We start from the raw sequence: 20,126 nt of genomic DNA, 5'->3' as shown, positions 1-20,126 counted from the left end.
GGTAGTTTCTCTTTCTTTTTTTCCTTTCTATCCTTTGGAGGTTGTAACAGAGAAAAAGGATTCTTTTTCTTTGCCCGATCGATCTGTTTATCCATCTCTTTTTTATCAAAAAGAAGAGTTTTACTTCTCTATTCTTTTTTTTAAGGTATTTACCGACTTTAATTGATCATTTTTCAATACTCTTTCATCGAATACCACCATCTTACTTATCCTCCTTTTAACTCCTGAATAGGATTTGATTAAATTATGAGTAGTAGCTTGTATCAATAGACAAAAAGAAAGAACGTGTTTCAATAAAAACACGTTCTAACTATAGATTTTTACACTATTTGTTTAGTAAAATGTTTGTTTCTGCAAAAATAAACTAACTAATAAACCATGGTTCCTTTAACTTTCTGTATTCTTACGTATTAATTTATCACGATCAATAAATTGAGGAGGTTTCTCCATCCAAGAACGCTCAATTAACATATTCGCTCCATCCTCAGCATAGGCTCCTGATTTCAAAATAAATTTACTATAAAGAGCTGCTAAGTCATGTCGTATACTTAGGGACATGGCACTTCCATATGTTGCAACTCCAAGGGTACATAATGCATTAACAAAACAAAGCATAATCTGCTCTGAATAAGGAGCGATAGTGGAGTCCGTAACACACGTATCCCAAGTCATAGAAGCTGGAATATCGCTTTCATGTAACGTCTTATGAGTATGATAGAGAATATCTGAAGTAATTTTCGTGCCCCGTATAAAATGTTTTTTTATTTCACTATCCTTCACTACTTGAGAGAAACCTAAAAGGACATCCTTCCCTAGTTCATTATTAAGTGATGTCATATATAAATGAGAGGTTTCCAGTGCAAGTAGAGATCGTTTGTGTCCAAACCATCCGGTCAGAAACCTCTGCTCTGTCACAAACTCTACTTCCTTTGGATAATCCATATAAGGTGGCCGAATAAAGACACCTTTTTCCTTCATGACTTCTCGTGTAGCACCATTAAGGAGAATCGCCTCTTCCACATATTTATGGAATAAATGATGAATATCTTTCCGACAAGCCAATGTAATACCACCTGCATGTGCGGTCATCCCAAATTTACTCATGTGTAGAAGATAGGCCATATAAAAAACATCTGTAAAAAGACGTGGCGCACTTAGTTTAACGTGTTTTTCTACTGGATACCCAACTGGCTTAGGAATTCCCTCTCGTTGAAAAAGCGTTTCTATTTCTACTAGGTGCCCTTGAGCTACGTTAATGGTTTCCTCTAAAAGAAGTTTTACATCAGAGTCTTCCACCGTTTGTAGAAAATGTGTAACGATACAAATATTTAAACTATCATTCATATAGGTATTCCAAAGGTTTGAGATTTCAGCGCTTGTAAGACGCGAAGATTTATTCATTTCTACCATATATTATCCTCCATTCACGTTTATCTTTTACATAAATTGGTAACAATAAACGTGAAGTTTGAGAATGTTAACTTGGACTTTCCATTCAGAACCATCCTATCTACCAGGGATGGTTTTTCCTTATTTTTAATATGGCTCTCTTTATTCTTGTTCCCTATCTACCGCACAATAAGTGCTCTTCTTTCGTACAAGTGTAAGCAATAACGCTTCATACATCCATTTTGGAGGATTCGTGCTTGGTCTAACAATCATCAATAAACCAAATATGCCCATAAAGACGTAAAAAGGAGTTTGAATTATAGGATGAATGAAAAAACCTAACATCATCATGACTATAAGTAAGCAAATAATGAACAACAAATCAAAGAGATAAAGAGATTTATTAATCTTTAATTTCGTTGAGATTTCTTTCGGAATATTATAGTTTCCCATGACTCTTCCCCTTTCCATAAAAAAGAGGAGTAACGCTTGTTACTTCTCTTCTGGTTTATTCCGTTTCTTTCATCCAAGGTTTTGTAAATCTCGCCCTGTATTTCGTCCAATTTGATAAGAGCGTTTTGTTTTATGGACCGTTTGTGAATGATCAATACGTTCTTTTACCTTTCCTATGCTCTCTTTGACGTTCTCCCGTACCACTTGTGCTTGATCCACCCCTGTCGGCATGGAAGCAGAAGGTTCTCTTGTTGGTATAGGGTAACTTATCTCTATAGAAAAGCTACCTTCACTTGTACTCCCACCGTAACTGGAAGTCTCGATTTCCTCATGAACAGGCGTACTCGCACTTCCTACAGAAGAGCTGCCTCCATTTGTACTTCCATTCTGACCAGAGGCTTGCATTTCATCATGTAGAGATGTATTTCTACCTTCTACAGAGGAAGTTGATCCCTGACTATGATTAGAAACACCTACTGCTTGCATTTTATCTTGTAAAGATGTGCCTTGACCTGATCCTTTTCCTTCTGAAGTATTCCCTTTATTTCTAATATATGAGAACTAAATAATCTCTTTTGGTTTACATTAAAATAAATAAAACTGCTTTTTTACCATTTTTTGATTCAAATGATAGTCTATAGTTTCATTTTTTATAAAAAAGAAGTTTTTGTTACTCTAATCAATCCTAAATGTTCCATGAACTCAATAAACATTTTCTACATTTGAGATAGAAATTACCTTAATTCAATTCTTAAAAATAGATAATAAATGATATTGGTTCATTGTTGTATTGTTCTCTCCTATTTTTATAAAACAGAGATTGGTGTTAACAAAAACAACAAGTTGATCTTTAGTCTAACTTAACGATCGCCTTTCTGACTCCCAAAACTTAAGTTAAACTAAAAATCATATAAGTTCACCATACATTCACCACAAAACACACCACCATTCACGTAAGTAGAACTTAAGTTAAACTAATATCTTAATAGTTCATAATATAAACCATATACACAAATTCGAAACAGGAATTGTTGATTTTTTGTCGAAATCATATAAAATTAAATGAATAGATGACTGTGAACTGGGTGAACAACCGCAAGCTCAACAGGTGAATGACTGTGAACCGAGTGAATATAAGTAAACAAGATGAGTAATTAGCCGTGAATCAAATGAATTCTCGTAAAAATCATATGTGAATGACTATGAACTGAGTGAATGCACATAAAATATTATTAAACGGTGGTGGATTGAATGAATATTTCTGAAAGTGCAAATTTTATTGGTGTACCAGAAGCATCTGAGTATACCAATATTCCTCCTGAAACATTAAAAAGATATTTAATTAATCATGAACAGTTTTTGAATTTCAAAAAAGAAGGTAGACGCTATAAAATAAGTATTGAATCACTAGATCTATTAAAAAAAATCCGTGAGCTCTATAGTGAGGGATTACTAAAAGATGATGTAAACGATAATTTGGCAAGTGATGGGCTTCCTATAACTATTACAGTCAAGAATCAAGAAGAGAAAGGCTCTATCTCTATAAACGATGAGCTGAGTGAAATAAAAAAAATGTTACAACAACAAGAACAACAAATGACACAGCAAATGCAATTTAATCAAAAGTTAGTAGAAGAGTTACAGAAAGTTAGCCAAACCAATCAAGAATTAAAGCAAATGATAAACAGAAAAGATACTGAGTTGATTGGTGAGTTAAGAAAAGGATTATCAGAAAGCAAAAGAATGATTGAAGAAGCTTCTGCTAGTGCAGAGTTAGAAAAGAAAAAAACATGGTGGGAAAAATTAATGGGTAAATAATAAAAAGCTTCTACTATCCTAGTAGAAGCTTTTTATTATTATAGTGTTGTAAGCTCATTATAAAAGTTACTGACTATAACATATTTTCAATATATTGAGGAGGGGTATTTTTTTGGCCCTCCTCATTTTTTAAAATGAATTGTATAATAAAACAAATTTATTGTTAGGGAAAAATAGTTAAAAAGAATTCTTTTGAGATATATTACTAATTTTTATTGAATTATGAGATTAATTAACGCTATAATAAAACTAACAAAAATGTCCGGAATAGAAAAAAGACTTCAACTGTTTAAGTAGTGCGACCAACACACTTAAACCGTTCCCCCTAATCACAGTAGGGAAAACACTTGTCGAAGTCTCTTGTTAATAGAGTTAGTTTTTCTATAAGATAAAACTTATGTTTTTATTTTATATGAAATTGACAGCTATTTCAAGGGCTTAGTTCATCAAAATCAAGACATTGTTTTCCTTTTTCCAGGGAAACAGTGTCTTTTTTTATGTTCCTTAAAGGAGAAGATGAACAAATGACAAAGATATTAACTTGCTATTTAAAAGATGTAGATACCTTCAATGGACGGTTCAAATGGTTATGGACTAATAAATCCATACTTCGCAAAAAGAAAGAAGAGTTTTTAGACATTCTTCGTACCCACTTTAAACAACAACAATCTGCTATACATAAAGAATTTCCTAAAAAAAGAATGGAAATGCTCGATCATGTCATCTATAACCTAGTGGCTACGGGCATTCAAGCGATCCGTTCTGAAACACTTATGAAGAAATTTAATGTGTCCAAAAGTACCGTTTCTCGTTTTGTACGCTCGTTAAAAGCGACACCGTTTATCATTGTCGCTCGCTACATTAAAGAAGATACAACAGGTACTCATCCGGACAGTTATGTATTTATCCTTAAAAGCCATAAAAACTTTCATCGCATTTGCGACGAAATCTTTTTTGCCCATGATACAACAGGAATACAAACGCTTCAACAAGAAGAAATGACCACTCCTGTGACACGTCCTGTGACGTCTCCAAAAAGTGCTGAAAACGTTGATACAACAAGCTTAGAGGCCGATAAATCATCTGATGCCTTTATTAACCTTGATTTACCTGTAAATCATATAAATAATCATTTAATATCTGTTTCACAGTCATTCAGCTATATCAAAGGTGTTCCCAAGAAAGTCAATCAAGTCTATGCAGGTAAATATGGACATCAACTACAAGACTTTTATGCTCGTATTCAAAATGCTGCAAAAGCTGTGAAACGAGATACAGAGATTGTGATTAAAAAAGAACAAGTTCATGAAATTGCGTATTCAACCATTGTTGGATTAGACAAATATGTCCATGAAGCTAATCAACAAGGAAACCCTTTATCCCTACGGGATATGTGTCGATTAATCTATCAAATTGCAAAAAATCAATTCTATGAATTAACAAGGCCTAAAAGTCAGGATTATTCATCAGTATACGCAAATCAACAAGAAGTTATACATAACGAAAGTCAAACAACAACATTGGCTACACCAAAACGGATTATCCGTAAAGAAGTAGTTCCAGATTGGTTAAAAGCTGAACAGAAACAAGAAGAGTGTACACAAAAAGCAGAGGTTTATCTGGATCAGCAACTTGAAATGATCCAGTTAAAGCAAGATTTAGGGCAAGAGCTAACACTAGAAGAAGAGAACTTGCTGGAGGAGCACAGCTCCACGTATAGCTTGTTAGAGATAGCTCAGGTAAAACAAGACTTAGGACAAGCTTTAATGCCAGAGGAACAAGAATGTTTGCGTCAACATAACCAGTTAAAAGACACAGCTTCCTAATCAAAAAAAGTAGAAATCTCTTAGAAGCTGATGTTTTAATAGAGTATGTTTATTTAGAACTTTGTTCTAAATAAACAGTAACTAATAATCTACGCAGGAGGAGACTATTATGCCACATAAAATTACGTTAACCGGATCAGCTACAGGACCACTACGAGAGTATGATCGCTACGTTGCCTTTGATATGCGTGAAAAAGGGTCACCATCTGCGCCGAAAGGTCTGAAGAAAAGTACGTTTATTTCGTATACAGTTTTTGTTGCGAAGAAAGCCTTTAATAAAACCGGACTCACGAAGAAAAGTATCATGCATGAAAAAATCTTAATTCAAGGGGAACCAACGTTAGACATTCCCATGGATGAATGCCCTGGTGAAGTAGGGGTCATCTGTTTCCAGATTACCGTTCTCCCGAACAAAAATGATAAAGAGAAGAATCAGTCCGAAGAGAAAAAAGAACCTAAACAAGAGGTTTCTGCGTCTTCTGAGGCCTCGCAGAACACGGAATCTAAAGAACAGGAAGAAGAGCAAGCACCTGTTTCTCAGCCTGTAGCAAAGGAAGAGAAGAAAGAAGTAAAGCCTATTCAGCCAGAAGTACAACAAGCTCCTACGGAAGAGAAAAAAACTGAGGAAGAAAAGACAACATTATCTAACCAACCGAAGGGAACTCAGGACCTATTGAACTTTGATAATATTATCGTTCCTGAAGAGTTCTTAAAGACACGCCCAAACCCTGAAAAAACGCAAAAGGTGATCGATTTTGTGAAGCGTACGGGGCGTTTAGATGAGCCGTTGACGATCGAAAAAGGGTCAAAGATCTTAAAAGATGGATACCGTCGTTATGTGGTGGCCAAAACAGTCAAAATGAATCAAGTTCCTGTTGTATATGAGTATAAAAAGTAAGAACTCAAAGAAAAAGTAACGATTGTTTATCGTTTCACTGACAAATCAGACAAAAATAGACTAAATAAAGTGATAACCTGTGTCCAATGGATAACAAAGTAAATGAAACAGGATTTAATCTCTGTTGAGGAAAGATGAACATCTCCACTACTATTCTCTATACGTAGCTTTCTATACATCTAAGTCGCGAATCGGAGGGAGATATAATGACTAAAAATCAAAAACTGTGGACAGAGGAAGAAGATTTATTTCTAAAAGAACAATATGGGCGGATGACACTCCAAAAAATTGGTGAATGTTTAAATCGTAGTAAAGAATCGGTTAATAAACGGGTCTCACGACTACAACTTCGCAACAACCAGAATGGCATACGCAAAAAATGGTCCCCTGACCAAGATACGTTCTTAAAAGTAAATATTAATAGGATGAACAATCGAGAGATTGGAAAACATTTAGGCAAGAGCCCTTCTTCTGTTGCAAATCGAATTAGACTGTTAAAGTTAGTACGAAATACATCATTACGTAGATGGACAAAGAAAGAAGATGAATACTTGGTAAAATGGTATGGAGTCAAGTCACTTGACCAACTATCTAGACGCTTACAGCGAAGTACACAAGCATTAGAGTCTAGGTTATATCGTTTAGGTATACGTGGCGTAAGAGCTCATCTAGGAAATGTTACAGTATATGAACTAGCAGAGTGCCTGCAAGTTGATGTTCATACCATTTATAACTGGATTCAGAAAAGAGAATTGCCCTATAACATCTTGAGAGCAAACACACGAACATTTTTAGGAATTGACGTAGCAGCCTTTTGGAAATGGGCACAACAGAATAAGGAACTGATTAATTTTTCTAAGGTAGCCCCAAATACTCTTATTCCAGAACCCGACTGGGTAAAGGAACAAAGAAAATATGATTATTTTAATCGGCCTAAATATGAAAATAAAAAGTGGACTGAAGAGGAAGATGCCCGTCTATGGTACATGTTTTACCAAGAAGGTCGTACTCAACAAGAAATTGGCCAACTAATCGGTAGATCAGCCCATGGAATTCAACGGAGATTGCACCGACTGCGGAAAAAGAAGTTACCTCAATAACTCCTACTTTTTATGATTGTTTTTACTGGTCCCACATACTAGTCCTTTCCATTGCACATTCATTTTGTGAAACAGCCTTTTTTATAAGAAAGGTAGCTCTATAGAAGCATAGAAATTCAGGTTATGCTTAAAAATGTTATATTTTACACTTTACTATTATCTATTGCTTTATTCCTTAAAAGAGAGGACTCTATAAAGGGAGACGGGGTTCTCTTTTCTCCTTCACTGAGTAAATTGTGTTTTCTGGCTTGGTAATCTAGGAATTGCTGGTGTTAGAGATTTTCTTGCGTTCTCTGAGGAAGTCTGTTTTTTATTTTCCTTTATACTCAAAATCTATTCATACCTATAACAAAGACCGCCCATTATGTATCAGTATATAAGGCGGTCTTAACTGTATGTATGCTATATGATTATTCCAAAAAAGTCGACAGGATACACGAATTGGCTTATTTTCTTCTATTCTATTCGAAATTTGACTCCTTATGCCTACTTTTTTTCTTTTCTTAGGTTCAAAAAGGTGAAAAATGGACAGGCTAATAGTAAAAGAGGAGTGTGAGATGAATGTCCTGGTGGAAGAATCCCAAAAGAACAAAGTTTGGTAAATTCTTAGATAAAGAAGGTATTACGCAGATGGATTTTGCGGATCGCAGTGGTGTGAGCAGAAATACAGTATGGCGTCTCTGTAATGTAAAGGGATATATTCCAACACCTGTGGTCTTGAGAAAAGTTATGCGTGCCGTCATCAAAATTGATCACCGTAAAGATTTTCATGACTTTTTTGACATATAAACCCCATGGTGTTTAGTTATAACATGGGGTTATGTTTCGGTTGGAAAAGTATACTGTGTACCAATGATGCGATTTAGAATTAATTCAGTATGGAGGATGTTACGAATAGAATCTTTGTCAGATGACAAAGAAATTACACCTTCTTCACCAACCTTTGAAAGAGTACACAAGTTTAGTACATGTTTTTCATACGTTGCAGTTGCTTCATACGCCTCTCCGCGAATTTCAAATTGAAATGAAATAAATCCATTTCTCACCTTTTTAAACCTCTTTAAATTGGTAATATAGTTTTCTTTTAAACTAGGAGCATCCAAAGCCTCCATCCAATTTCCCCCTTTTTCCGAAGGCATACTTAGAATATCAAGAACATCCTGATAAATACGGATCGCAAGTTCAAGTTGTGCGACTGGCTCAGGATCTTCTATATAATTCTTACTTATTGATTTTAATTGAATTTCTAGAGCCTTCTTTTTGGCTTTAATAAGCTTTATTTTATCTTGCATATCAAGAACCCTCCATTAGCTAAATAAACGCGGAAAAACCTATTTTATACGTTGTTTATTGCTTTTGTTAATCTTTTAACTTTTTCTGTAATAATTGAACAATTTCCATTATGAGTTAATCACGTTGAATAAGTGTTGCGTTCAGTTGTTCCTACCAATGCTCTTGTTTCCTTTCTTCTTTTGATATTTCTTGCTGTTTTTCGAATGTTCTCCTCTTGTTCCGCATAAAAAATCCTCCCCATAGTAGACAGAATAGGTTGCTTTCCTTTACTTGTCTACTATAAGGGGATCATACCATACTAATTCGAGGTAGCACCCTTATGACTAAATTTAAATTACAGGAATTCATATACGCAGGATATTTAATTAGAAATCCTGAATATATGAACTTAAAAACATAATGAAAGTAGGTGACTTTTATTTATGTTAGTAGGTGAAATGCTTAATAAAATTATAAATAAAGAAATAACAATTAATGAATTAGCCACAATGTATAGTGTTACTGATCAAACCGTCCAAAGAAAGATTAAAAAATTAGGCTATGAATGGGACAAGAAAAAGTCCACTTACAAATATATAGGAAAATCACCTCAACCTTTAGACACTAATTTTAGTACATTATTTAGGAAAAAACAGGCTAGTAATTATAAGCACAGTCAAGTTAAGAATAAGGACAAGAAGAAAGCTAGTTACAGCAAGGGCACTAGTGACATACTAGATGTCTTATTGGTAAGAACGAAAGCGCCGCCTAAAAGAGTATATCAAGGCTTTTACTTCGATAAAGACGTATTAAGTATTATAAATAGTGTTCCTAAAAATTATAAATCTGAATTAGTGAATGAAGCGTTAAGAAAAGTATTCAAGGAGAAAGGGTTACTCTAATGAAAAAGGAGGCCGGGAATCTATAAATTCTCGGCCTTCTTTTTATTTACTCTAGAAAATCCCAACTAAATAAAATAAAAAAGGCACTTCCTCTACAAAGGAAGCACCCCAGTGCTACGATAATTTATTTACACTTTTATTATAGCATGGGTTGTTTTCAAAAAATAGGAGGGTCTTATCATGGTCAAAGAGAAAAAACTATTAATGGGTATTGAAAGTATCTTACGTGTAGTTTCTGATTTAGCTGATGAAGTTGCTCGACTAAAAAGTGTAGAAGAAGAATGCAAAATCCTGAAAGAGAAAGTCTTCATGAACCAGTTTACTAAAGCAGAACAAGAAGTCTTTTCTCTTGCTATTGATGGTCATTCTATTTCAGAAATACAAGACATTCTCGATAAAGAAGAGTGCACGATTAAAAATCAAAAAAGTATCTTAAAGAAGTTTATTGCATCATCTATGCCAGAAGCTGTTCAACAGTTTCTGAATTTGTATCAAGAGCTTCATAAGAACTCATACGTACTTCTTAACTATAAAATCGCCTTAAGGGCTACAGAAGCAGGCTTAAGCCTGCTTTTTCTTATACAGAGGAAAGAGCATTCCTCTAAATTGAGAAATGCTCTTTCCTCTAAGCATGATTTAGGTTATCAAACGTGAACCCACCGTTAGGCTGACCACTTATATCTTACTATTTATGAGGATCGATGTCATCACTTAATATTTTGAAAATATAAATATTTTTGTAATTTTCGAATAAAAAAGAAAGGACTACCTTATCCCCAAAAGTAATCCTTTCTTTTTTCATGTAGATTCTACACATCTTAATTTTATTACATATTTAGAATACGTAAACTATAATTTTTTATATTTTCTGATATTTGGATTATATTTAACTTGTCTATTACGAATAATACCAAATATGATGAGCAAACTACTCAAGAAGCTATAAAGTTTCCATCCTTTAATCAAATAAACGTAGCAGAAAAAACAACTGAACGGACCCAGTTGTTTTTTCTGTTTTTCGGCTGTATATGATATACAAAATTAATTAACATAAGGTGCCTCTGGAGTCCCACTAAAAAAGAGACCTTTTGACATAAGGGTTTTTAGTGGGCTTTTTTTCTTGATTATGCAGCATTTTATACATCCTTGATATGACTGTATTTATTTGATACCCAAGTGGGAAGAGGATGTATAAAAAGTGCACGTTATATATATGCTGTAACCTATCTGAAATAGTATCGTTATAAAAAGAAACACTACTGCCTCTTTATTGTTATAAAGATATGGTACGATTCATTAGGTCGGTATGGCATGTTTCATCATGCATTTCAGCTCGTAAAAAGATTCTTCTTTCCTTGTCAGGAGGAGGGAGAAATCTTTTTACATTTATCAAATTTACCCACTATCTATCCATACCGATCTACATGCAAACATAACGTAGAGGTTTACTTTCATACATGTTAGAATCTATCTTTTGTTTGCGCATATTTTTATATGTGTCTTTTTCTTTCTCCTATCTGACTTCCTATTCCATTTGCTCAAAATCAGATAGGAGCTTTTTTTGTGGGCTACATTTTTAGCACTCTAGGTTAAGTTGATTCTAATTCCACTGGAAGAGGACTGTGTTATCGGTTTTTCTTCCCTCTGTTGTTTAGTAGAACTCTTATATTTCTCCATGAGTTCATGAATACTTCCGGCCTGTATAATTCGAATATGATCTGATTTAGCAGCATAACGAACAGGTGTAATTAAGATGACGGAAGGGAATATAGCTGCTCGATCTTCAGGCTGCCACTGCAACGTTTTCCACTCATCTGAAAAGAAAAACTCTTCATAGAGATTAATCTTGGCCTGCATTTTCTGTTCTGAATACTGATTTCGTTGAATTTCAACCCAAAACGGAGATCCTTTAAAGATACAAAAGAGATCGGGTTCAATGCCTCCTTTTCGTCCCGTAGGCTTATCTTCGACAATAACCTGTTTAGGCGCACTATACGTACACATTTGTTTATAGATATCTAGAATCGAAAGGAAATGTAGGATTTTTTGAGAGTTCTTTTTGATTTTCGCATCTACAGGCAAATAGACCGTCGGAGAATACTGCTGTGTGCGTTCAATGAGTCCTAATCGATACAAACGCACCATGACACTATTACACGCATTTACAGGCGATTTCAGCTGTTTAAAGAAGAGTTCTACTAATGAGTCGCGATCTACAGCCCGAAACTGATTGATAAACCCAATAATGTCTTTATCACGCTGAGATAGTCGAAAACTCATCGCTGTTCCTCCTTCTCTAATAACCCGAAGATGGGCTGTGATACCACTTCTAGTTGTGGTTCAGGATCTTTCACACGTGTTTTATAAGGTGAAAGTATTTCCTTACAAGCTCCTTCATCTAAGAAAAAGGCTTGAAACTCTTTCACCTCATCAATTTTAATTTTCATACGACCCCTGGCTGCAGCATCGATTTCTTCTGCTCCAGTGACTCCGGCAACCTTCGCATTGGTTGCATCGGCTTGCCTTCCAGAAATCCGTACCCGTAAATTAGCTTTTAACGCAGAGTTTAATAAATCAGCATCCGGACGCTGCATGGCAATAATCGTATGAACACCTAGTGCACGACCTTGGCTGGCAAACTGTTGAATCATCTCTACAAGCTCCGTTTCTCTCTTCACGATGGACATTTCATCAATGACTACCACAATACGAGGTAGCTTAAAAGGTAGCCTGCTGATATGCGTCACACCGTGCTCTAACAATAAATCACCTCTTCGATACATTTCAGCTCGCAATAAAGCAAAAGGCTTTCTCATATCCTTTGCCTCAAAACAAAGCGCATCTACATGCTCAATTCCATGAAACAGTCCTAAATCAGCTCGTTTTAAATCCACTAACACCAAACGCAAGTCTTCAGGAGAGGCATATTTCACCCATGTTGTGAGGATGACACGCATGAGACTGCTTTTTCCTGCTCCAATTTCACCCGATATTAGCAAGGTTTCTAGATCCGCAAAGTTCCACGAAATGAAGTTTCCATAGATTTCTTGACCAATACAGACAGGCAGCTTCATCTTCTCAATGTGAGGATGGATTGTTTCATAATCATATTTAAGCATGGTAGGTAAGTCTTTGTGATGAACGGTAATACTAAAGTTTTTTAAGCTGCCATTCACTTCAATATTGCTGCCTAATACTTGTCGCAAGGCCCACCTTTTTTTATTTAAAAGTTCAGGATCAATACCGTTCAGTAGGGAAAAAGTATACCGAGTGTAGGTATGGTGATGATCGATCCGATGGATCTTCGGAAATTGATAGGAGGTACGATCCCCACGCTTTATGACCCGATAAATCTCTGCCGTACGAAACGCTTTAATTAATTGGCCACGTAATTTGAGCTTCTCAAACATCAGCATTCCTCCTCAAAACATAAATGTCGCAAAAAAGTAAATCAAAGCGCTATAGAAAGTGACAGGCAAAATAAAACGCATCACTCTTGCGAACTGATCCACAAGATCGATCACACCCCATCGTTCTAATATTCGTTCGATAATAGCAATCCCTAAGACGATGCCTCCTATAGTAAGAATGGTGGGGTCAAGCATGGCGAGTGGACTAAACGGAACAAAGGAACAAGCCCTGAAGGGACGAGATCTCGTAAGAGGTGGTTTGTGAGGTGAAGGAAAGATTTTTGGAAAGGTAAATTCTTTTATTTTTCTCATGTTGCTACCTTCTTTCATTCTTTTTATTTTTTGCCTTTCAGGTACTCATTATTTCGGCTCAACGCATCCGGTCGCCCCCTTCGCCTCTTCGGCTCAGCTCCCTTACAGGTTCCACGAAGGGCTTCACTACACGTATACAGCTTGTATTAACGCGGTAGCGATACTGAACTAGATACTGATTAGGCAACGAAGTCGTGATTCTTTAGATACTATGTAACTACTGCAGTAAGCTTGCCTGTCCACTCAAAAAACAACAAAGAACCCTTACCGCAGTAGGTGAGGAGTAGATAATGATGTAAGATGTACTCCGTTGTTTATATGTTGGGTGGACTATTGGCCTTTATTTTTCATGAGATAGTCGAAAAAACCAAAGGATGTCTCATTAACTGAATACATTAAGCTAGAGTCACCATTTAAAGGAATTTATGTATATAAATGGTTATAAATGAATGTTTTGTGAAAACACAAGTAGAATGTGATCCATAACGAAGTAGCCCCCATATTAATTTCATTAAGAGAAATAAATAAGATTAAGGAGAACTCTATAAGAACAAATCCATTAGGAATGTATTTGAACCCGAGTCATTTACCTTGATAAAATCACTAAAAGTGTCCATAATACAGACAATTCCGAAAACCTTGTGTATAATAAATGCTACATTTATATTGATGTTTAAGATTAGGAGGTATTAAAAATGGTACAAGACCTTAATGAGTATACACCCCTTGATTATAACCAAATAAAAAATGACGAACTTGTTCATAGATGGATGAGACCACTTTTTACTAACCTGACAGTAGGTCAAACATTAAAGGAAGCCTTTCATTTACTAGATATGCACGGTATTGAAGGGTTACCTGTTGTTTGTCCACAACAGAAAGTTATAGGGATACTAACAACCTCTGAATTAATAAGATCCTTGACTGAATGCTACTCACTAAATACCAAAGTTGAGGAAGTTATGAAGCCTTCAATAATCAGTGTTAATCCTCATGACTCTATTGACAAAGCTTGGAGAATGCAAGTAGAAATTTTACCTGTTATAGATGAAAAAGAAAAATTGGTCGGGGTATTAACTAAAACGGATATTCTTCATTCGTATGCTTTCTATCTAAAGTATCTACAGGAAAATCTTTATGCTGTTGAAACATTAGATGCTGTGTTAGAAAGCGCTTACGAAGGTATTGTTATTGTCGACACGAATGGATTTATTAAGGAGTTTAATGCGGCCTACTGCCGTTTTTTAGGAAAAAAACGTGAAGAAGCAATCGGAAAACATGTCACAGAAATTATAGAAAATACCCGAGTACATATTGTTAGTGAAACGGGAACAGATGAAAGAGGTTATGTTCAACGTATCCAAGGTCAAGATATGATTGTTCATCGTATTCCAATTAGAAAGGAAGGAGAAATTGTAGGAGCAATTGGAATGCTTATCTTCGAAGGCGTCAGTGAACTTTATAATATCTTAGGTCGTATGCAGGAATTGTCCCGAAAAGTAACAGAAGCTCATTTGCCTAATCAGGAACAAATAGAAAATAACAATCATTTTGATCAAATTATTGGAGAAAGTCCAGCAATACAAACCGTGAAAGATATTGCTAGAAAAGCTGCAAAAACACCTTCTACCGTATTAATTACTGGAGAAAGTGGCACCGGAAAAGAATTATTCGCAAAAGCAATTCACTATTCTAGCCCATTTTCAGAAGGACCCTTTGTTAGTATTAATTGTGCGGCTATTCCAGAACAATTACTTGAAGCAGAGTTATTTGGCTATGAGGAAGGAGCATTTACAGGAGCACGCAAAGGAGGAAAGCCAGGTAAATTTGAACAAGCTCATAAAGGTACCTTATTTTTAGATGAAATTGGAGATATGCCGTTACTTATGCAAGCTAAGATACTCAGAGTATTACAAGACAGAGAAGTGGAACGAGTTGGAGGGGTGAAAAGTCAACATGTAGATGTAAGAATTATTGCTGCTACTAATAAAAGATTAGAAGATCTAGTTAGGAAGGGGGAGTTCCGTGAAGATTTATATTATCGTTTAAATATTATTCGTTTGAGTATCCCACCACTTATAGAGAGAAAAGGGGATATTCAGATATTACTCATACACCACCTTAAAAAATTTTGTGAAAAGTTTGGAATCATTGAAAAACGCTTTTCTTTTGAAGCAATGCGGTATTTACAAGAATATCAATGGCCAGGAAATATACGGGAACTTGTTAATACGCTGGAAATGTTAGTAAGTCTAGTAGAAAACCAAGAGATTACGGAAAAAGACTTACCTACTCATTTTCGAAACAAAGATACAAGCTCTTTTACAACGGAAGAAACTAGTGATACAAACAGACTCTTAAAAAAGGTAAGAGAAGATATTTTATCTGGTGAAAGAGACACTATTTTGAAAGCGCTTGCTGATACGAACGGCAATAAGGCTGCTACCGCCAGAATTCTTGGGATTCAGCGTTCTACTCTTTACATAAAATTAAAAAAATACGGCTTATAGTTAAAGTGTCTTTATAATCGGACACATATCAAACACTTATGTATTTTAAAATGGACAATTTAACTAAAAGAAGCCTTTAGAATTAAGCATTTATACTTGGCACGGTTCTTGCATTAATAAATAGTGAAGTTAATGTAAGGAGGGATTTTATGAAAGGGTATTCAGAATTTTGCATGCCTAACTCAATCTTTTATGGTAAAAATTCTTTAGCTCAGCTTGGAGAGCAAGTGAGAGCTTATGGAAAGAAAGTGCTTTTAATTAGTGATCGTATCATGGAAAAAATAGGACATGTAAGAAGTTGCGAAAAAATACTGGAGGATTTGGATATTCCTTATGCAGAATATTTAGATGTTAATACTGAACCAACAGACTTACATATCGATGAAGCATTGAATCTATGCTTAAGAGAGCAATGTGATGTTATTATCGCAATAGGTGGAGGAAGTTGCATCGATGCTGCTAAGGCTGTAGCAGTAGTAGCAACTAATGGAGGATATATTGGTGATTTTACTGGCGGAAAGTCTCCGATTACAGAAAATCCTATTCCTCTTATCGCAATTCCAACTACAGCTGGAACTGGTTCGGAAGTAACAAACGTTACAGTAATAACGAATACTAAAGAAGATATAAAAATGATGATTAAACATCAAGCATTTCTTCCAAAAGTGGCGATTGTGGATCCAATTTTTACAATTTCTACTCCCCCACAAGTTACAGCAGCAACGGGAATTGATGCACTCTGTCATGCTATTGAAGCTTATATATCACGTTTATCTCAACCGTTAACAGAAACATTGGCCCTTTCATCGATAGAAGCTATTTTGAATCATTTAAGAACAGTTTACCAAAATGGGGAAAATTTAGATGCAAGAGAAAAAATGGCTATTGCTTCTATGGAAGCTGGACTAGCTTTTAGTAATGCTTCTGTGACACTAGTCCATGGAATGTCCCGTCCAATTGGGGCTTTATTTCATGTACCTCATGGTATTTCAAATGCTATGTTACTTCCAGCAGTACTTGAATTTACAAAAGAATCTGCTATTGATTCGTTAGGGAAAATAGGACATCTAATTTATCCGGAATCGAAATCATTAACCAAGGAAGAGCTGGCTGATGCGGCTATTGAGAAAATTAGGCAACTTTGTTGTGACCTAAATATTCCTAATATGAAAGCATGGGGAATAGATGAACAAAAATTCCAACAAGTAGTTGATAAAATGGCAATGGATGCAATAGCAAGTGGCAGTCCAGGCAATAACCCAAAAGTGGCCACTCATCAAGAAATAGTGGATCTGTACTATTACTGCTATAACTACGATTTTTCAGGAAGCAAAAATACCGTTGAATCTTAAAAATCTACTAATTTATCTAAAAAGGGGAATGCAAAATGGAAACTACAACTAATACAAAAGTGATTCAAAACTATATTGCTGGCGAATGGATAGAATCATCTACAAGTCTTAGGGAGAAAGTCTATAACCCTGCAACCGGAGAAGTAATTGCAGAAGTACCTCTTTCAACAAAAGAAGATGTTGATAAAGCTGTCCGAGCTGCAAATGAAGCATTTAAAGGGTGGTCCAAGACAGCAGTTCCAAAACGAGCTCGAATCTTATTTAAGTATCAACAGTTACTAGTAGATAATTGGGATGAATTAGCGAAATTAGTGACTGTTGAAAACGGAAAAAGCTTTAATGAAGCGTATGGTGAAGTACAACGTGGGATTGAGTGCGTGGAATTTGCTGCAGGCGCCCCTACCTTAATGATGGGGAAACAACTTCCTGATATTGCAACGGGAATTGAATCTGGCATGTATCGCTATCCAATTGGTGTCATTGGAGGAATTACACCGTTTAACTTCCCAATGATGGTTCCTTGTTGGATGTTCCCACTTGCCATTGCTTGCGGTAATACATTTGTCTTAAAACCATCTGAACGCACTCCACTTTTAGCTGCAAGGTTAGTAGAATTGTTTGAGGAAGCCGGATTACCAAAAGGTGTATTAAATATTGTCAATGGTGCGCATGATGTTGTAAACGGTCTTCTTGAACATAAACTTGTGAAAGCTATTTCCTTTGTTGGTTCTCAGCCAGTAGCTGAATACGTATACAAAAAAGGGACGGAAAATTTAAAGCGTGTTCAGGCTTTAGCAGGTGCAAAAAATCACTCAATTGTACTAAATGACGCTGATTTAGACGTAGCAACAAAGCAAATTATTGGTGCTGCTTTTGGCTCAGCAGGTGAGCGTTGTATGGCTGCTTCTGTTGTAACGGTACAAGAGGAAATCGCCGATAAGTTAATCAATCGATTAGTAGAAGAAGCAAACAACATTGTAATTGGAAACGGTCTAGAAAAGGATGTCTTTTTAGGACCTGTTATTCGTGAAAATCACAAAGAGCGTACACTTAGCTATATAAAATCAGGCATAGAGGAAGGAGCTCATTTAGTTCGGGATGGTCGTGAAGATAGTGCAGTAAAGGATAAAGGCTATTTTGTAGGGCCAACTATTTTTGATCATGTCACACAAGAAATGAAAATCTGGCAGGATGAGATTTTTGCACCAGTATTATCTATTGTGCGTGTAAAATCACTAGAAGAAGCAATTGAGGTAGCGAATAATTCCCGATTTGCAAATGGTGCTTGTATTTATACAGATAGTGGTGCAAGTGTACGGGAATTTCGTGAAAATATTGAGTCCGGTATGTTAGGGGTTAATGTAGGGGTGCCAGCACCTATGGCGTTCTTCCCATTTTCCGGTTGGAAAGATTCTTTTTATGGGGATCTTCATGCAAACGGCACAGATGGGGTAGAGTTCTATACAAGAAAGAAAATGGTCACAGCTCGTTACTAAAAAGATATTTAGAGACAAAGAGGAAGCTCTAAATACATCTTACTTTAATATTGCTCAAGGATAAATATGCTTAGCATTAGTGCAAGTGAAGCAGAAAACCACAAAGTCGCAAAGTACTTATCTAATAAGGCTTTGCGGCTTTTTTAAGTTTTAAAAGTCTTCATAATAATATTTAAGTAGAAATTGAAAAATCACTAAAATGTTTAAATTCCTCTTAATATTTATTAAACCTCTTTTATATTACCCCTTCTTAAAAAAGTAATAATAATATAATCATTCAATTGTTAAAATGAAGAAATATATATAATATAAACATATCTAGTTATTAACGAGTTTTTTATACTAAGAAAACTTATCATACAAGGAGAGGTAAATGTGAAAAAAAAACAAATTAATGCAATAGAGGTGGCTAAGTTAGCTAATGTTTCACAATCGACCGTTTCTAGGGTATTTACTCCAGGTGCAAAAGTGTCTCCTAGAACACAAAAACGCGTGTTAGATGCTGCTCAAAAAATAGGGTATCGTCCCAATGCTTTAGCAAGAGGATTAATAACTAATAAGACTAATATAATTGGTCTTGTAATGGGTAATATTCAAAATCCTTTTTATCCAGAAATTCTTGATGAATTCACAAAAAGTCTGTACGAAAAGGGGTATCATGTCCTTTTTTTTCATACAAAGAATGATGAAATTACTCAAGATGAAGTATCTCAATTCCTTGAATACAATGTAGAGGGCGTGATAGTGACGGACGTTTTGCTATCTTCAAATGTTGTCTCTAAACTTTCTAGGCATGATATACCTATTATTCTTTTCAATCGATATACCCAGGATTCTTCCTGTCATTCTGTATGTTGTGATAATTACTCTGCGGGCATGAAAATTGGGGAATATTTATTTAAACAAGGTCATAAAAAGTTCACTTATATTACCGGTCGTACAAATACATCAACGAGTCGTGATCGTGAGAAGGGGTTTGTTGAGTTTCTTATACAAAAAGGAATAAAAGCAGTAATAGAAGAAGGAGATTACACCTATGAAGCTGGTTACTCTGTAGCAATGCGTGTACTAAAAAAAGGAAATCGTCCAGATGCTATTTTCTGTGCTAATGATATCGTGGCATTAGGGGTAATAGATGCTGCTAAAATATTAGGTATATCTATTCCAAACGAGTTGTCAATTGTAGGGTTTGATGATATTTCAATGGCCTCCTGGCCCCCTTATTCGTTAACGACTTGGCAGCAACCAGTAAAAGAAATGATTGAAGCAACTATTAATATGCTATTAAATACAGTGGATGGAGAAGCGACCAAGCCTCAATCTCTACTTTTTTCAGGCAAGCTTCTTGAGAGAAAGTCTGTAAAACTTCTCAAGAATAGTTGACAATG

Annotated in this window: 18 protein-coding genes; 11 read left to right on the top strand and 7 right to left on the bottom strand. The window is 35.5% G+C overall.

All coding sequences use genetic code 11. The annotated features are described in order from the left end of the window. Positions 1-387: 387 nt before the first annotated feature. The 3 genes from SB717_RS28200 to SB717_RS28190 form a co-directional block, all read right to left on the bottom strand. Complete coding sequence (locus tag SB717_RS28200) at positions 388-1,410, bottom strand: DUF3231 family protein (RefSeq protein WP_410905940.1); 1,023 nt, start codon at positions 1,408-1,410, stop codon at positions 388-390. Between the two features lie 141 nt (positions 1,411-1,551). Continuing rightward, entirely contained in the window at positions 1,552-1,842 is a 291-nt protein-coding gene (locus SB717_RS28195; RefSeq protein ID WP_074682822.1) for a DUF5592 family protein, read from the bottom strand. 69 nt (positions 1,843-1,911) lie between these two features. Continuing rightward, on the bottom strand, positions 1,912-2,328 hold the full coding sequence (locus SB717_RS28190) for a hypothetical protein (RefSeq protein ID WP_410905938.1): 417 nt from the start codon (positions 2,326-2,328) through the stop codon (positions 1,912-1,914). Between the two features lie 765 nt (positions 2,329-3,093). On the opposite strand from SB717_RS28190, the gene SB717_RS28185 reads away from it, so the two are divergent. From SB717_RS28185 to SB717_RS28165, 5 genes are all read left to right on the top strand, one after another. Next, positions 3,094-3,660 (top strand): hypothetical protein, encoded by a 567-nt coding sequence (locus SB717_RS28185; protein WP_410905936.1) that lies wholly within the window; start codon positions 3,094-3,096, stop codon positions 3,658-3,660. Between the two features lie 524 nt (positions 3,661-4,184). After that, positions 4,185-5,486: a replication protein gene (locus tag SB717_RS28180; protein ID WP_410905934.1), complete on the top strand. Its 1,302-nt coding sequence runs from the start codon at positions 4,185-4,187 to the stop codon at positions 5,484-5,486. Between the two features lie 109 nt (positions 5,487-5,595). Beyond that, positions 5,596-6,384, top strand: a complete 789-nt coding sequence (locus SB717_RS28175) for a ParB N-terminal domain-containing protein (protein ID WP_410905932.1) — start codon at positions 5,596-5,598, stop codon at positions 6,382-6,384. Positions 6,385-6,590: 206 nt separating this feature from the next. Continuing rightward, the gene (locus SB717_RS28170) at positions 6,591-7,484 is read left to right on the top strand and encodes a sigma-70 RNA polymerase sigma factor region 4 domain-containing protein (RefSeq protein ID WP_074682826.1); all 894 of its coding nucleotides are present in this window, start codon (positions 6,591-6,593) and stop codon (positions 7,482-7,484) included. A gap of 561 nt (positions 7,485-8,045) precedes the next feature. Further along, positions 8,046-8,273 carry a helix-turn-helix domain-containing protein gene (locus SB717_RS28165; protein ID WP_043978001.1) on the top strand — a complete coding sequence of 76 codons (228 nt, stop codon included), beginning with the start codon at positions 8,046-8,048 and terminating at the stop codon, positions 8,271-8,273. 29 nt (positions 8,274-8,302) lie between these two features. Here SB717_RS28165 and SB717_RS28160 read toward each other — a convergent pair whose 3' ends face one another. Beyond that, positions 8,303-8,776, bottom strand: a complete 474-nt coding sequence (locus tag SB717_RS28160) for a hypothetical protein (protein ID WP_410905930.1) — start codon at positions 8,774-8,776, stop codon at positions 8,303-8,305. 423 nt (positions 8,777-9,199) lie between these two features. Here SB717_RS28160 and SB717_RS28155 point away from each other — a divergent pair, with 423 nt between their 5' ends. Both SB717_RS28155 and SB717_RS28150 read left to right on the top strand, forming a co-directional pair. Continuing rightward, complete coding sequence (locus SB717_RS28155) at positions 9,200-9,658, top strand: HTH domain-containing protein (RefSeq protein ID WP_074682828.1); 459 nt, start codon at positions 9,200-9,202, stop codon at positions 9,656-9,658. 180 nt (positions 9,659-9,838) lie between these two features. Then, a complete protein-coding gene (locus SB717_RS28150; protein WP_410905928.1) occupies positions 9,839-10,312 on the top strand; it encodes a helix-turn-helix transcriptional regulator in 474 nt (157 codons plus the stop codon). A 930-nt stretch (positions 10,313-11,242) separates the two neighbouring features. On the opposite strand, the gene SB717_RS28145 is transcribed toward SB717_RS28150, so the two are convergent. From SB717_RS28145 to SB717_RS28135, 3 genes are read right to left on the bottom strand one after another with little or no spacing between them, the layout of a single operon-like run. Continuing rightward, positions 11,243-11,938 (bottom strand): hypothetical protein, encoded by a 696-nt coding sequence (locus tag SB717_RS28145; protein ID WP_410905926.1) that lies wholly within the window; start codon positions 11,936-11,938, stop codon positions 11,243-11,245. Further along, positions 11,935-13,068, bottom strand: a complete 1,134-nt coding sequence (locus SB717_RS28140) for an FtsK/SpoIIIE domain-containing protein (RefSeq protein WP_074682830.1) — start codon at positions 13,066-13,068, stop codon at positions 11,935-11,937. The genes SB717_RS28145 and SB717_RS28140 overlap by 4 nt, the downstream gene beginning before the upstream one ends. A 12-nt stretch (positions 13,069-13,080) precedes the next feature. Then, entirely contained in the window at positions 13,081-13,380 is a 300-nt protein-coding gene (locus SB717_RS28135) for a hypothetical protein (protein WP_074682831.1), read from the bottom strand. 695 nt (positions 13,381-14,075) lie between these two features. On the opposite strand from SB717_RS28135, the gene SB717_RS28130 reads away from it, so the two are divergent. The 4 genes from SB717_RS28130 (at position 14,076) to SB717_RS28115 (ending at position 20,121) form a co-directional block, all read left to right on the top strand. Then, positions 14,076-15,890 (top strand): sigma-54-dependent Fis family transcriptional regulator, encoded by a 1,815-nt coding sequence (locus SB717_RS28130; RefSeq protein WP_410905924.1) that lies wholly within the window; start codon positions 14,076-14,078, stop codon positions 15,888-15,890. Between the two features lie 149 nt (positions 15,891-16,039). Continuing rightward, the gene (locus tag SB717_RS28125; protein WP_410905922.1) at positions 16,040-17,242 is read left to right on the top strand and encodes an iron-containing alcohol dehydrogenase; all 1,203 of its coding nucleotides are present in this window, start codon (positions 16,040-16,042) and stop codon (positions 17,240-17,242) included. Positions 17,243-17,277: 35 nt separating this feature from the next. After that, entirely contained in the window at positions 17,278-18,738 is a 1,461-nt protein-coding gene (locus SB717_RS28120; protein WP_074682834.1) for a CoA-acylating methylmalonate-semialdehyde dehydrogenase, read from the top strand. Between the two features lie 375 nt (positions 18,739-19,113). Further along, positions 19,114-20,121 (top strand): LacI family DNA-binding transcriptional regulator, encoded by a 1,008-nt coding sequence (locus tag SB717_RS28115; protein ID WP_074682835.1) that lies wholly within the window; start codon positions 19,114-19,116, stop codon positions 20,119-20,121. Positions 20,122-20,126: the final 5 nt, after the last annotated feature.

The sequence above is a fragment of the Priestia sp. SIMBA_032 genome (assembly GCF_046535215.1).
In the GTDB taxonomy this organism is placed as follows: domain Bacteria; phylum Bacillota; class Bacilli; order Bacillales; family Bacillaceae_H; genus Priestia; species Priestia aryabhattai.
This window is presented reverse-complemented; position numbering and strand designations above follow the sequence as displayed.

What these genes read in the sequence shown, in the direction of transcription:
- SB717_RS28200 (WP_410905940.1), bottom strand. Translation starts at nt 1,410, where the DNA reads ATGGTAGAAATGAATAAATCTTCGCGTCTTACAAGCGCTGAAATCTCA.
- SB717_RS28195 (WP_074682822.1), bottom strand. Translation starts at nt 1,842, where the DNA reads ATGGGAAACTATAATATTCCGAAAGAAATCTCAACGAAATTAAAGATT.
- SB717_RS28190 (WP_410905938.1), bottom strand. Translation starts at nt 2,328, where the DNA reads ATGCAAGCAGTAGGTGTTTCTAATCATAGTCAGGGATCAACTTCCTCT.
- SB717_RS28185 (WP_410905936.1), top strand. Translation starts at nt 3,094, where the DNA reads ATGAATATTTCTGAAAGTGCAAATTTTATTGGTGTACCAGAAGCATCT.
- SB717_RS28180 (WP_410905934.1), top strand. Translation starts at nt 4,185, where the DNA reads ATGACAAAGATATTAACTTGCTATTTAAAAGATGTAGATACCTTCAAT.
- SB717_RS28175 (WP_410905932.1), top strand. Translation starts at nt 5,596, where the DNA reads ATGCCACATAAAATTACGTTAACCGGATCAGCTACAGGACCACTACGA.
- SB717_RS28170 (WP_074682826.1), top strand. Translation starts at nt 6,591, where the DNA reads ATGACTAAAAATCAAAAACTGTGGACAGAGGAAGAAGATTTATTTCTA.
- SB717_RS28165 (WP_043978001.1), top strand. Translation starts at nt 8,046, where the DNA reads ATGTCCTGGTGGAAGAATCCCAAAAGAACAAAGTTTGGTAAATTCTTA.
- SB717_RS28160 (WP_410905930.1), bottom strand. Translation starts at nt 8,776, where the DNA reads ATGCAAGATAAAATAAAGCTTATTAAAGCCAAAAAGAAGGCTCTAGAA.
- SB717_RS28155 (WP_074682828.1), top strand. Translation starts at nt 9,200, where the DNA reads ATGTTAGTAGGTGAAATGCTTAATAAAATTATAAATAAAGAAATAACA.
- SB717_RS28150 (WP_410905928.1), top strand. Translation starts at nt 9,839, where the DNA reads ATGGTCAAAGAGAAAAAACTATTAATGGGTATTGAAAGTATCTTACGT.
- SB717_RS28145 (WP_410905926.1), bottom strand. Translation starts at nt 11,938, where the DNA reads ATGAGTTTTCGACTATCTCAGCGTGATAAAGACATTATTGGGTTTATC.
- SB717_RS28140 (WP_074682830.1), bottom strand. Translation starts at nt 13,068, where the DNA reads ATGTTTGAGAAGCTCAAATTACGTGGCCAATTAATTAAAGCGTTTCGT.
- SB717_RS28135 (WP_074682831.1), bottom strand. Translation starts at nt 13,380, where the DNA reads ATGAGAAAAATAAAAGAATTTACCTTTCCAAAAATCTTTCCTTCACCT.
- SB717_RS28130 (WP_410905924.1), top strand. Translation starts at nt 14,076, where the DNA reads ATGGTACAAGACCTTAATGAGTATACACCCCTTGATTATAACCAAATA.
- SB717_RS28125 (WP_410905922.1), top strand. Translation starts at nt 16,040, where the DNA reads ATGAAAGGGTATTCAGAATTTTGCATGCCTAACTCAATCTTTTATGGT.
- SB717_RS28120 (WP_074682834.1), top strand. Translation starts at nt 17,278, where the DNA reads ATGGAAACTACAACTAATACAAAAGTGATTCAAAACTATATTGCTGGC.